Genomic DNA, 10570 nt, shown 5'->3' on the forward strand with positions numbered 1-10570 from the left:
TCAGCCCGCCTTGCGGCCCCGCAGGGGCTCGGTGTCCGCGCCCTCGCCCGTGCGCAGGCCCTCCAGGAACTCCTGCAGAGCCTCGGTCGCCGTGCGCTCCGGTTGCCAGTCCAGTTCCGTGCGGGCCCGGGTGCAGTCCATCAGGGGCAGGCGCAGCACCGCGTCGAAGAGGTGCGGGGACGCGGGGAGCAGATGCAGCCCCCAGGCGGCGGCGATCGCCGAACGCGCGGCGGTGCGCGGCAGCCGCACGGGCCGGGAGCCGAGCATCTCGGCCAGTACGGGGGCGTCCAGCGGCGGCTCGGCGGCGAGGTTGAACGGACCCCGCACCTCGCGGTGCAGTGCCAGCCGGTAGGCGCGGGCGGCGTCGTCGGTGTGCAGGGCCTGCACCCGCAGACCGGGCACGTCCGGCAGGAACGGCAGCAGCTCGGGCCGGACCAGCTGGGCCGGCAGGAACCGGCCGCCGAAGATGCGGCGCTGCTCGTTCGCCGCCTCCCGTTTGAACAGGAAGGCCGGGCGCATACGGACCACCCGCACCTCGGGATGGTCCCGCTCGAAGGTGTCCAGGGCCCGCTCCAGATACGCCTTCTCCCGGCAGTACGCGGCGTCCGGCCAGCCGTGGGTCGGCCAGGACTCGTCCACCGTGCGGTCCTTCGGCCCCGGCGAGTACGCGCCGACCGAGGAGGCGTGGATCAGGACCGGCACCCGTGCGGCGGACACCGCCTCGAAGACCCGGATGCCGCCGAGCACATTGGTCCGCCAGGTGACCGCCGGATCGTGCGTCGGCTGGAAGGCCCAGGCCAGATGGATCACGGCGTCGGCGCCCGCGAACTCCCCGGCCAGGTTGGACTGTTCGGACGACAGGTCGACTGCCGACCACTCGGTCTTCGGCGGCGACCACTGCGGGATGCGGCGGGCCAGGCCCCGCACCGACCCGATCTCCGGGTCCTCGGAGAGAAGACGGACGACACTCGTGCCGACATTGCCGGTGGCACCCGTGACGACGACCCTGCTGCCCGAAGCGCTGCTCACCTTCGGCTCCTCTCGGGGCGGCTGACAGTGCGGCTCCCGAGTACCCGGTCCCGGCGGATCGACGCAGGGGGGCGGGCGGGGGCGTTGTGCCCGCGCGGAGCCCGGCTCGCTCACGTGCGGCGCCCGGCACGCCGGCACGAGACGCCCGGCACGGCCTCCGGCCGGCAAGCGGTCCGCCGTCGGGTCCGGAGGACGTGGTCGAGCCCGGAAGAGAGGCGTGGGAGGGGACCGCGGGGGACCGCCGGTCCATGTCGTTCGGCCGGTCCGGTGACGTCCATGAGGCTGTCGTGATCACCTCCCCGGCCGATCCGGCGCTCCCCCCCGTGTCACGGGGTGCCCCGGGGCGCGGACGGCGTCATGCCCGGGGAGGAATCAGGAGAGGGATCAGGAGGAGAACAATGGCCGGATCTCATCGGCGGCGACGGCCGGCGGCGCCCCGGGCGGGCCGCCGCACGGGCGTGCACCGGTCTTCGCGGCCCACGGAGGGGAAAGGGCGCGGAGACACCAGGAGGGAGGACGCACGTTCCCGTGCTCACCCGGTCGGGTGAGCACGGGAACGGCGGGAGTCGGCAGGGCGGAAGGCCCCGGAGGCCGCGGGGCGTGGACCGCTCGGCGGTGAGAACCGGCCGTCCCGCGCCCCGCGTCCTACGCTGGATGACATGACTGAGGCTGGCCTCCACATCTCCCGGCCGCGCATCGTGGTGCTCGGTGTGCAGCCGGGCAATCCGCCCTTCCGTGTCGTGGAGATCGACGGGGAGGTGGTCGGTGAGGCGAGGGGCATCACCGACGTACTCGAAGCCGCCGCCGCCTTCGGCATCAGCATCCATGACCTGGACGACCCGGATGTGATCCGCTGGGTCGGCGGCGACAAGTTCACCTGGACCGTGAGGTAGCCCTCCGCGGGCTCAGCCGACCGTCCACTTCTGGTTGGCACCGCCGGTGCAGGTCCAGATCTGCAGCCGGGTGCCGTCGGCCGGGTCGTTGCCGGTGACGTCCAAACACTTGTTCGCCCGCGGGTTGACGATGTCGTGGGCCGAGGAGAGGACCCACTTCTGGTTGGCGCCGCCGGTGCAGTCCCACAGCTGGACGGGGGAGCCGTCCGCGGTGCCGTGGTCCTTGACGTCCAGGCACTTGCCGAGCGCGCGCAGGGTGCCGTCCGGGGCGAACGTCCACTGCTGGGCCGCAGTGCCGTTGCAGTCGTGGAGCTGCACCGGGGTGCCGTTGGCGGGGTTCGCCCCGGCCACGTCCACGCACTTGCCGGCCAGGCCCCGGATCGGACGGCCGGTGGGCGCGTTGCTCGTGGTCACCGAGACCGAGTCGACCACGAGCTGCGCCGGGAAGCGGGTGGCGCCGTCCGGGTCACCCGGCCAGTCGCCGCCCACGGCCAGGTTCAGGATCAGGAAGAACGGCTTGTTGAACACCCACTTCTTCCCGCCCAGGTCGGCGGGTGTGCGGCGCTGGTAGACGACGCCGTCCACCGACCAGGTGATCGAGTCGGGCGCCCAGTCGACGGCGAAGGTGTGGAAGTCGTCCGCGAAGGCCCGGCCGCCCGGCAGGGTGTACGCCGCGCCTATGCCGTTCGCGCCGGAGTAGCCGGGGCCGTGGATGGTGCCGTGGATCGTGGAGGGCTCGTGGCCGACGTTCTCCATCACGTCGATCTCGCCGACGTCCGGCCAGCGGACATCGGGCCCGAAGTCGGCGCCGAGCATCCAGAACGCGGGCCACAGGCCCCGCCCGCGGGGGATCTTCATCCGGGCTTCCACGTGCCCGTACTGCGCGTTGAACCTCCCGGCGGTGTTCAGCCGGGCCGAGGTGTACTGGCAGGTGCCGTACCAGCACTGGTAGTCGGCCGGATTCTCCCGGCGGGCGGTGATGACCAGGTGGCCCTGGCCGTCCAGGGCGGCGTTGCGGGTGCCCGGCGTGTAGTACTGCCGTTCGTGGTTGCTGACGTTGTCACCGGTCTCCAGCTGCCACTTGGTGGAGTCGACGGGCGCGCCGGCGGGTCCGTCGAAGGTGTCGGAGAAGGTCGCGGCGGCCGAGACCTCGGAGGAGTCCGCGCGGGGGGAGTCGGCGTGTGCGGGGGTGGCGACCATGGCGGAGCCGGCCAGGACGGCCGACAGCGCGGCGAGGAGACATCTGCGAAGCAGGCGTGGACGAGCCATGGTTCTCTCTTCCGTGCGGCGGCCCGCGCAGGGCACGCCGACTGGTGTGGGGGTGAAGGAGGAGTCGCCTTGATTGAAGGGATGGAACAAAAGGCCGTCAACACCCTGGTATGGACCAATTCCGGGGATGGCCTGAACACGCCTGCGCGGTGTGCGCGCATGCGAAGCGCGCGCGTGTGCCGGCCCGGGAACGGGTGACCGGCCGGTGTGCCCGCGCCGGCGAGGATTGGGCTCACACCGGGCCGGACGCGGCCTCGGGCTGCCCCAGGGCGGCCTCCAGGGTCGGCTGCGGGGGCAGCAGCCGGGCCAGACCGGTCACCTTGAGGATGCGCAGGGTCAGCGGATGCGTGCACACCAGGCGCAGCTCCCCGCCCTGGCTCAGGACCCGGCTGCGGGCCCGGTACAGCAGGCGTAACCCGGAGCAGTCGAAGAAGTCGACTCCGCTCAGGTCGATCACGACCCGGGCCCCGGGCCGGGTCGTGGCCCGGTCCAGGTACGGGGTGATCTGAGCCGCCGCGGCGATGTCGATCTCGCCGTGGAACTCCAGCACGGTGTGCTCACGCTCCCGGCGGATGCGCAGATGCCGGGTCAGCGGCGCGGGTTGATTCGCCACGACGACTTCGCCTCCAAGCGGCCTCTGCACGGCAAGGTACCCCTGTCGGAGGGAATTCCAGCATGTTCGATTGACATATGTCTCTGAATTGCCGTCAACTGCAGTCCACTTGTGACCAGTTGTGGTCACTCGACCGGCAGGGCCGGCTTGCCCGTGGTGCGATCGGTCTCACCGGGCTCATGCGCCCTGGCGGCCTGTGCCCGCGGGAAGGTGCCGGCGGTCCCGGTGCGCAGCCGTCCCTCCTCGACGAGCCCCGCGATCGTCCTCATGCCGTGACGGCCGGCGTCGCGATGACCCCGGCCTCCCGGTTCCGCTCCTGCGCGGCGGTGACCGGTCCGCCGGCGCCCGCAGCGATGCCGGCGGTGCGGACGACGAGGTGGAGGAAGGGTCTCCTGGAGGTTTTCCGGGCCTGTTCGCTCACCGGGGAAGCCCACTGGGCACCCTTGGCTCCCCGGCCAGGGCCGTCACCGTCTCCCGTGCCGCGGCGAGCGACGCCGCCGCCACGTCCTCCAGTCCGGCCAGACGGGGCTGGAGGCCGACACGGGTGAGTTCGGCGGCGATCAGGTGGAGGTGGTCCGGGGCGACGCCCAGCTGGGTGAAGTAGGCCCTCAGGTACGGCGTCTGGAAGTCGAAGGCGCTCCGCGGGGTGCCGGGGCCGTAGCCCCCGCCGCGGGCCATGACGACGATCACCCGGGTGTCGCGCAGCAGGCTCTCCCCCGTGTCCGGATCGGTGAACGCTCCGGGGAAGGTGACCCGGTCGATCCACGCCTTCAGAGCGGCGGGCACCGAGAAGTTGTACATGGGGACGCCGAGCAGCACCGTGTCGGCGGCCAGCAGTTCGGTGATCAGGGGTAGGGTCAGGTCCCACTCCCGCCGCTCGGCGGCGCTCCTGATCAGCGCGGGCACCCGGGCCGGGGGAACGAACCCCTGGCTCTCCACCCGGCGGCCCAGGGTGGCGTAGGCCGCGGTCAGCGGGGGCACCGGGTCGGCGGACAGGTCCCGGTGGCGGTACGGGGCCGTCGCGTGCCGCTCGCGCCAGACGCGTACGAAACGCTCGGTCAGCCGACGGCTCACCGAGTCGGCGGCGGTGTCGGCACTGGAGTCGATGTGCAGCAGCATCGGAAGGTCACCTCGTTCGGGTCGCGATACGTCGGTGAGATGACGGAGCACGGCGCGGAAAGGTGACCCATGGACGTGGACGACGAGCTGGCACGGCGGTTCGAGGAGCGGCGCGGACTGCTGCGGGCGGTCGCTTACCGGATGCTGGGCTCGCTCGGTGAGGCGGACGACGCCGTGCAGGAGACGTGGCTGCGGCTCAGCCGCACCGGCGCGGACGGCATCGAGAACCTGTCGGGCTGGCTGACGACGGTCGTCTCCCGGGTCTGTCTGGACATGCTGCGCTCCCGTGCGGCACGGCGGGAGGAGCCGTACGGGGACGAACCGCCGGAGGGCGCCGGCGGGCGTGTGCCCGAGGAGGAGGCGGTGCTCGCCGACTCCGTGGGCCTCGCCCTGCTGGTGGTGCTCGACACGCTGAGCCCTCTGGAGCGGGTCGCGTTCGTGCTGCACGATCTGTTCGCGGTGCCCTTCGACCGGATCGCGCACATCGTGGACCGCTCGCAGCCGGCCGCGAAGAAGCTGGCCAGCCGGGCCCGGCGCAAGGTGCGGGGCGCTCCTGTGTCGTCAGGCGCCGAGCTGGAGCGGCACCGTACGGTCGTCGAGGCGTTCCTGTCCGCCGCGCGCGGGGGCGACCTCGGCGCGCTGCTGGACGTGCTGGCTCCGGACGTCGTGCGCCGGGCCGATCCGGCCGCCCTGCCGGCCGGGGCGCCGACCGAGCTGCGCGGGGCCCGGGCGGTGGCGCGGGGCACGATCGCACTGCGGGAGCGCGCCCGGTTCGCCGCGGTGGCCCTGGTCGACGGCCGCGTCGGTGCCGTGGTCGCCCCGCGCGGGCGACTGCTGTCCGCGCTGAGGATCGGCGTCGAGGACGGCCGGATCGCCTCCTACGAGGTGGTCGCCGCCCCGGAACGGCTGCGGCTGCTGCGGCTGGCCGTCCTCGACGCGCCGGAGGCCGGGTTCAGTCCTCCTCCGACACCGTGATGGCGCCCACGGGGCAGGCCCGGGCGGCTTCCTTGACCATCGGGTCGCCGCCGCCGTCCTCCCGGCCGGGCAGCAGGGCGCTGAGGCCTTCGTCGTCCTGGGTGAAGACGCTCGGGGCCGTCAGGGCGCACTGCCCGGCGCCGATGCAGCGGTCCTTGTCGATGTCGATACGCATACGCATGGCAGCAGCCCCTCACCAGGTCACCGGGAGTTCCAGCATTCCCTGAATGGTGTCGCCGGGCTTGAAGGGAATCTCGTCCGGCTCGGCGGCGAGCCGGAGCCCGGGCAGCCGCTCGAAGAGGGTGCGCAGGGCGATCTCGAGCTCGGCGCGGGCGAGGTTCTGGCCGAGGCACTGGTGGATGCCGAAACCGAAGGCGACATGGTGGCGGGCCGGACGGTGCCAGTCGAGGGTGTCGGGGTCGGGGTAGACGTCCTCGTCCCGGTTGATCACGGAGGTGGAGAAGATCACGCCGTCCCCGGCCCTGATCGTGGTCCCGGCGACCTCGATGTCCTCGGTGGCCTGGCGCAGCAGCCCGTCCGCGATGGACAGCAGCCGCAGCAGCTCCTCGACGGCGGCGGGCAGCAGCGAGGGGTCGGCACGCAGCTCGGCCAGCCGCTCGGGGTGCAGCAGAAGCGTGTAGGTGCCCAGGGAGATCATGTTGGCGGTGGTCTCGTGGCCCGCGATCAGGAGGATCATCGCCAGGGCGGTCAGCTCCTCGCGGTCGAGCTCGCCCTCCTGCAGCCGCTGCTGGATCAGCTCGTCCAGCAGCCCCTCACCGGCCTCCCGCTGCTTGCGGTCGATCAGCGCGTCCAGATACTCCTGGAGCCGGTCCCGGGCGTCCCGGGTGTCCTCGGCCGTCGGACCGCGCAGCAGCCGCCTCGACTGCTCCTCGAAGAACTCGTGGTCGTCGTAGGGCACGCCGAGCAGCGCGCAGATCACCATGGAGGGCACCGGCAGCGCGAAGGAGCGCACCAATTCGGCCGGCGGCCCATGGGCGATCATCTCGTCCAGCAGACGGTCGACGATCTCCTGGATCCAGGGCCTGAGCTCGGTGGCGCGCTTGAGGGTGAAGCTCGGGATCATCATGCGCCGCTGGGCGCGGTGCCGGGGGCCGTCGACGCCCAGGAGCACGGGCCTGCGGTCGCGGAGCGCGGCTATGCGGGGCGTGGTGACCGGAAAGCCCGGGCGGGTGCGGTCCGTGGACAGCCGGGGGTCGGCCAGCAGGTCGCGGGCGAGGTCGCGGCCGGTCACGATCCAGGCCGGACGGCCGTCGTAGAGCCGGACACGGGTCAGCGGCCGGGCGGCGCGCAGCGTGTCGTAGGCGGCGGGCGGGTGGTAGGGACAGCTCCGGTTCTGGGGGAAGGAGACGAGCGGGGGAGGTTCGGTCGATTGCGTCATGAAGGACCTCGCAGACGAAGGGTGCGCCGTGGCGCGTCCATTGGATGCCCCAGGCATCCAATGGTGCGACGGAACGCCCGGCCGGACGGGCGATCCGGGAAAACTGGCCAGAAATCACCCAATTCGTATGGTAAATCGATTGCCGCCGGAGCCGCATGACAAGCAGGATCCGGCCATGTTCACGACCGACGCGTCCTTGCCGCTGCCGCCCGCCGCCGACCTCGCACCGCGGGCCCGGCAGCCCGGCCGTCCCCGAAGGACCGGTCCCGTGCTGCCATGACCTCGGCGCTCGTCGCCGGGCTGCTCGCGGGCTGCGGCATCGCCGTGCCCGTGGGTGCCGTCGGGATCCGTCTCGTCATCCTTGCCTCGCGCACGTCCCTGCGGACCGGCCTCTGCGCCGCGCTCGGCGCCGCCACCGCCGACGGCCTCTGCGCCCTGCCGGCCGCCGGGGCGGCTGATGACGGCGCTCGTGTCCAGCTGCGTGATCACCGTGCCGGCGGTACGGATGCCGGTGTCGCCGGGATGAGCGGATGCACCCGGAAGAGCGGATGCCTCCAAAGGCGGTGTCCGGCACGGTGGGAGCGGGGGGGAAACGGGATGAAGGGGAGCGGCGCGGATGTTGAATGACGTCGCACGATCAGTCACAGGATGCGACGAAGGAGGGGCCGCATGCCTCTTGAGGGAGAGTACGAACCCAGCCCGACCCAGTGGGTGCGGGAGCAGGTGGAGCTGTACGAGAGCTCCGGCGGCACCAAGGGGACCACGCTGATGGACACGGGGATGCCCGTCGTCGTGCTGACCAGCCTGGGCGCACGCAGCGGCAAGATCCGCAAGACACCGCTGATGCGCGTGGAGCACGACGGACGCTATGCCGTGGTGGCCTCCCAGGGAGGTGCGCCCAGGCATCCGTCCTGGTACTTCAACCTCAAGGCCAATCCCCGGGTCGAACTGCAGGACGGCCCGGTCAAGCAGGACATGATGGCCCGTGAGGTCACCGGCGCGGAGAAGGCCGAGTGGTGGGAGCGGGCCGTCGCCGCGTTCCCTCCGTACGCCGAGTACCAGCAGAAGACCTCGCGGGAGATCCCGGTCTTCGTGCTGGAGCCGATCGGCTGACCCACCGGGCGGCGCACCGGCCGGGACATCGGCCGGGACGACCGGGACATCGGCCGGGACATCGGCCGGGACGAGAGGAATCCGGGGCCGGGGTGCATGAGCCGCTCCGGCCCGGGCACCCGTGCCCCGGGCTCCGTCGCGCTCCCCCCGTCGCGGCGGGGCTCCTTCACGCCCGGCCCGGGTCCTTCCGCGTATGGCGCGGGGCCCTCCCCGCCCGGCCCGGGGCCCTTCCTCACCAGGCCCGGATGTGGTTGCGTGACGGTTCCGCGTCCCGTCCGCCGGGTGCCTCCCGGAGCCTTCGCCCGTGTGCGCCGGCCGGCACGGGACGCACCGTGCCGACGACGGATTTCGGGGAACGCGTTCACCAGGGCGTCCCCTGGACAGGGAGGACAACATGAGCGCTGGGGGCGAGGGCAACGCCGCCTACGGCCGCAAGCCCTTCAAACGGTCCAGGAGCCACTTCACGGACCGGATCACCGCCGACGGGCGGGACGGCTGGCCGGTGGAACCCGGACGCTACCGGCTGGTGGTCAGCCGTGCCTGCCCCTGGGCGAGCAGAGCACTGGTGTCGCGGCGGCTGCTGGGGCTGGAGAACGCCCTGTCGCTGGCCGTCGTCGACCCGATCCAGGACGACCGCAGCTGGCGTTTCACACTCGACCCCGACGGCCGTGACCCCGTGCTCGGCATCCGCTTCCTGAGCGAGGCCTACGACCGGCGGGAGACGGGTTACCCCGGCGGGGTCAGTGTGCCCGCGATCGTCGACGTGCCCAGCGGCGCACTGGTCACCAACGACTTCCAGCAGATCACGCTCGATTTCGCCACCGAGTGGACGGCCCTGCACCGCCCGGGAGCGCCGGACCTGTATCCGCAGGCGCTGCGCGACGAGATCGACACGGTGATGGAGGAGGTGTACGAGGACGTCAACAACGGGGTGTACCGGGCGGGCTTCGCCACGACCCAGGAGGAGTACGAGGCCGCGTGCGCGGGCGTGTTCCGGCGGCTGGAGCTGCTGGCGGACCGCCTGGCCGGGCAGCGCTACCTCGTCGGCGACACGATCACCGAGGCGGACATCCGGCTGTTCACCACACTGGTCCGTTTCGACGCCGTCTACCACGGTCACTTCAAGTGCAACCGCTGGAAGCTGACCGAGAACCCCGTGCTGTGGGCGTACGCCCGCGACCTGTACCAGACGCCCGGCTTCGGCGACACGGTCGACTTCGACCACATCAAGCGGCACTACTACCAGGTGCACACGGGCATCAACCCCACCGGCATCGTGCCCCTCGGGCCCGACCTGTCCGGCTGGCTGACCCCGCATCACCGCGAGGAACTCGGCGGGCGTCCCTTCGGCGACGGCACACCGCCGGGACCCGTGCCGCCCGGCGAGGAGATCCCCGCGCGGGGCAGGCCCTGAGGCACCCCACGTCCTCCCACCGGCAAAGGAGACACAGGTGGCCAAGAAGAAGCACAAGCTCCCGCTCGTCTACCAGCCGCTCGGCTTCGCGCTGAGCTGGGCCGGCGGCGCGCTGGCCGGGATGGCCTTCCGTGCGACCTGGAGGGCCCTCCGGCACGAGGACGACGCCCCCGACGCGCTCGACGCGGACCGCCGCTGGGGGGAGATCCTGCTCGCGGCGGCCGTCCAGGGCGCGATCTTCGCCGTGGTGCGCAGCGCCGTGGACCGTGCGGGGGCCACGGCGGTCAAACGCTCGACGGGGGTCTGGCCGGCGAAGCCGAAGAAGGGCCGTGCCTGAGCCTCTCGCCGCGACCCGGCCGGTGCGGGCGAGAGGAGCGTGGAGCGAAAGGACCGTGGAGCGAGGGGCCCGCGGGCCGAGGTGACCACGGGCCGGAGGATCCGCGGACCGAGGGGGCCGCGGGCCGAGGGCGTCCGTCCGCGCTGTGCGGGGCGCGGGGCGCGGTCGGTTCCGCGGCCCGGCACTCCGGTCTTCCCGAATATCCCCGCCCAGCGGTTTCAGTGGATTTTCCACGAGAAAATCAGGGCGTTTGCACCCGGAAGGACCGGAAGGAGTCGAACCCCCAGGACCCTGCCGCGGAGCGCCGCGGTTCTCAGCGCACCGGACCGCCGGGGCCGCCGCGCCGCCGGTCGCCGCGCCCGTCGCACCCGCCCTCGGGTTCCCCGGTCCCGGCGGTCCGGTGCGCTGA

General features: G+C 72.5%; 12 protein-coding genes and 1 pseudogene. 6 read left to right on the plus strand and 7 right to left on the minus strand.

Annotation, left to right across the window (positions count from 1 at the left end; genetic code table 11):
• A complete protein-coding gene (locus tag CCN35_RS03220; RefSeq protein WP_067388680.1) occupies window positions 1–1029 on the minus strand; it encodes an SDR family oxidoreductase in 1029 nt (342 codons plus the stop codon).
• 659 nt (window positions 1030–1688) lie between these two features.
• Between CCN35_RS03220 and CCN35_RS03225 the strand changes: the two genes are divergently transcribed.
• On the plus strand, window positions 1689–1922 hold the full coding sequence (locus tag CCN35_RS03225) for a hypothetical protein (RefSeq protein ID WP_067388682.1): 234 nt from the start codon (window positions 1689–1691) through the stop codon (window positions 1920–1922).
• 12 nt (window positions 1923–1934) lie between these two features.
• Here the strand turns inward: CCN35_RS03225 and CCN35_RS03230 are convergent, their stop codons facing one another.
• The 4 genes from CCN35_RS03230 to CCN35_RS03245 all read right to left on the minus strand — a co-directional run bounded on the left by CCN35_RS03230 (window position 1935) and on the right by CCN35_RS03245 (window position 4923).
• Window positions 1935–3191, minus strand: a complete 1257-nt coding sequence (locus CCN35_RS03230; protein WP_067388684.1) for an RICIN domain-containing protein — start codon at window positions 3189–3191, stop codon at window positions 1935–1937.
• A 232-nt stretch (window positions 3192–3423) separates the two neighbouring features.
• A complete protein-coding gene (locus CCN35_RS03235; RefSeq protein ID WP_079129505.1) occupies window positions 3424–3804 on the minus strand; it encodes an anti-sigma factor antagonist in 381 nt (126 codons plus the stop codon).
• A gap of 125 nt (window positions 3805–3929) precedes the next feature.
• A complete protein-coding gene (locus tag CCN35_RS30160) occupies window positions 3930–4238 on the minus strand; it encodes a zinc-binding dehydrogenase (RefSeq protein WP_425444276.1) in 309 nt (102 codons plus the stop codon).
• Window positions 4222–4923, minus strand: a complete 702-nt coding sequence (locus tag CCN35_RS03245) for an FMN-dependent NADH-azoreductase (protein WP_067388688.1) — start codon at window positions 4921–4923, stop codon at window positions 4222–4224. The genes CCN35_RS30160 and CCN35_RS03245 overlap by 17 nt, the downstream gene beginning before the upstream one ends.
• 69 nt (window positions 4924–4992) lie before the next feature.
• On the opposite strand from CCN35_RS03245, the gene CCN35_RS03250 reads away from it, so the two are divergent.
• A complete protein-coding gene (locus tag CCN35_RS03250; protein ID WP_067388690.1) occupies window positions 4993–5898 on the plus strand; it encodes a sigma-70 family RNA polymerase sigma factor in 906 nt (301 codons plus the stop codon).
• Here the strand turns inward: CCN35_RS03250 and CCN35_RS03255 are convergent.
• Together CCN35_RS03255 and CCN35_RS03260 are read right to left on the minus strand one after the other, a co-directional pair.
• On the minus strand, window positions 5876–6073 hold the full coding sequence (locus tag CCN35_RS03255) for a ferredoxin (protein ID WP_067388857.1): 198 nt from the start codon (window positions 6071–6073) through the stop codon (window positions 5876–5878). The genes CCN35_RS03250 and CCN35_RS03255 overlap by 23 nt on opposite strands.
• A gap of 18 nt (window positions 6074–6091) precedes the next feature.
• The gene (locus CCN35_RS03260) at window positions 6092–7297 is read right to left on the minus strand and encodes a cytochrome P450 (protein WP_067388692.1); all 1206 of its coding nucleotides are present in this window, start codon (window positions 7295–7297) and stop codon (window positions 6092–6094) included.
• 276 nt (window positions 7298–7573) lie between these two features.
• Here CCN35_RS03260 and CCN35_RS29170 point away from each other — a divergent pair.
• The 4 genes and pseudogenes from CCN35_RS29170 to CCN35_RS03280 form a co-directional block, all read left to right on the plus strand.
• Window positions 7574–7744, plus strand: a pseudogene (locus CCN35_RS29170) (lysine transporter LysE); the annotation flags it as partial.
• 222 nt (window positions 7745–7966) lie between these two features.
• Window positions 7967–8410 (plus strand): nitroreductase family deazaflavin-dependent oxidoreductase, encoded by a 444-nt coding sequence (locus tag CCN35_RS03270; RefSeq protein WP_067388695.1) that lies wholly within the window; start codon window positions 7967–7969, stop codon window positions 8408–8410.
• Between the two features lie 394 nt (window positions 8411–8804).
• On the plus strand, window positions 8805–9824 hold the full coding sequence (locus tag CCN35_RS03275) for a glutathione S-transferase family protein (RefSeq protein WP_067388697.1): 1020 nt from the start codon (window positions 8805–8807) through the stop codon (window positions 9822–9824).
• Between the two features lie 37 nt (window positions 9825–9861).
• The gene (locus CCN35_RS03280; RefSeq protein WP_067388699.1) at window positions 9862–10161 is read left to right on the plus strand and encodes a DUF4235 domain-containing protein; all 300 of its coding nucleotides are present in this window, start codon (window positions 9862–9864) and stop codon (window positions 10159–10161) included.
• Window positions 10162–10570 lie beyond the last annotated feature (409 nt).

This window comes from Streptomyces thermovulgaris, assembly GCF_002155915.1.
GTDB classification, from domain to species: domain Bacteria; phylum Actinomycetota; class Actinomycetes; order Streptomycetales; family Streptomycetaceae; genus Streptomyces; species Streptomyces thermovulgaris.